The following is a 1,469-nucleotide window of genomic DNA, read 5'->3' as shown; positions in this document are numbered from 1 at the left end:
AGCTCGGTGAACCAGATCGGCTTCGACTGCGGCGCCCATGCCGTCGGCGTCCCGCTCTCCACCCCACCGGGGCGGTCGTAATGCGCGTTCGACCACCAGGCGCGCGGATCCTTGTAGCGGAACACCCATGGCTTGGCGGCGGCACCGTCCGTGATGGGGGTCCGTACCTGCGCCGAGCGATCCGCCGCGCTGGCATAGAACCAGTCGAAGCCCTCGCCGCCCGCGATGTTTCCCTGCAGGTAGGCGCGGTCGTAGATCGCGGGCCAGCCCTCGGCCGCGTCCGCATGCTCGAACCCGTCGCGCCAGTCCGACAGCGGCATGTAGTTGTCGATCCCGACGAAATCGATCTCCGGATCGGCCCAGAGCGGATCGAGGTGGAAGAACACGTCGCCGCTGCCGTCGCCTGGCTGGTGTCCGAAGTATTCCGACCAGTCGGCAGCATAGCCGAGGCTCACACCCGACCCGAGGATCGAGCGCACATCCCCTAGCAGGTCCCGATATGCCTGCACGGCCGGATAGGTGGCCGCGCCCGAGCGGATCGTCGTGAGCCCCGGCATCTCGGTGCCGATCAGGAAGGCGTCGACCCCGCCCGCCGCCGCGCAGAGATGGGCGTAGTGCAGCACCATGCGGCGCAGGCCCCAGTCGCCCGCAGGCCCAATCCACGAAACCGTCTGACCCGAGACGTTGAAGCTCGCGGGCGTGGCCGTGCCGAACAGCGCCGCGACCTGCGTGGCGGCCATGGCGGTCTTGTCCACCGTCCCTGCAAAACCCGCCGCAGGGGAACAGGTGATCCGCCCCCGCCATGGGAATACGGGCTGCCCCGTCTCGGCGGCGTTGTCGCTGTAGGGGTTTGGAAGGGTGTTGTCCGGCGGCACGTCCATCAGGATGAACGGGTAGAAGGTCACGCGCAGCCCGCGCGCCTTCATTTCCTGGATCGCCTGCACCACGGCGAAGTCGGACGGCGTGCCGCCATAGACGGGACGGTCCTCTGCATCCCGGCTGACCAGGAAGGCGCTGGCGCGACTCACTCCATTCACCGACCAGCTGGCGGGCGTGGTCGACTTGGCCGACACCTCGACGCCCGGCCGCACCTTGCAGGAGCCCGCGCGCAGATCGTCGCCGAACCACGCCACGACGAGGCTGACGCTCTCGACCGCCGGGGCCATCGCCTGCAGCCGGTCCAGCGACTCCACCATGTCGGTGGAGTCGGCCAGCGCGTTCAGGTTCTCGGGCACCGTCGTGCCGCCATCGGTCTTGCGGATCGCCTGCGTCGCGTACGTGAACTCGCCCGAGGCGGGGATCATGGTGACGGCGCGGGTCAGCCCCTCGGCGGTGTCGGGATCGGCCAGCGGGCGGAACACCTCGAAGGAGAGCTGCGGCAGGCGGTTGCCGTAGGTCGAGAGCGCCAGTTCCTCGAAGACCACATAGGCGGTGCCGCGATAGGCGGGGGTGTTGGCCGCGCCCATCTT

Annotated in this window: 1 protein-coding gene; it reads right to left on the bottom strand. The window is 69.2% G+C overall.

The window, feature by feature from the left end; genetic code table 11:
- Nucleotides 1–1,469: baseplate multidomain protein megatron (locus ROA7023_RS23495; protein ID WP_234992440.1), on the bottom strand; the 1,469-nt coding region annotated here is incomplete at both ends.

The sequence above is a fragment of the Roseisalinus antarcticus genome, from assembly GCF_900172355.1.
Classification (GTDB): Bacteria; Pseudomonadota; Alphaproteobacteria; order Rhodobacterales; family Rhodobacteraceae; genus Oceanicola; species Oceanicola antarcticus_A.
The sequence above is the reverse complement of the archived record's forward strand: the minus strand, read 5'-3'. Positions and strand labels throughout refer to the sequence as shown.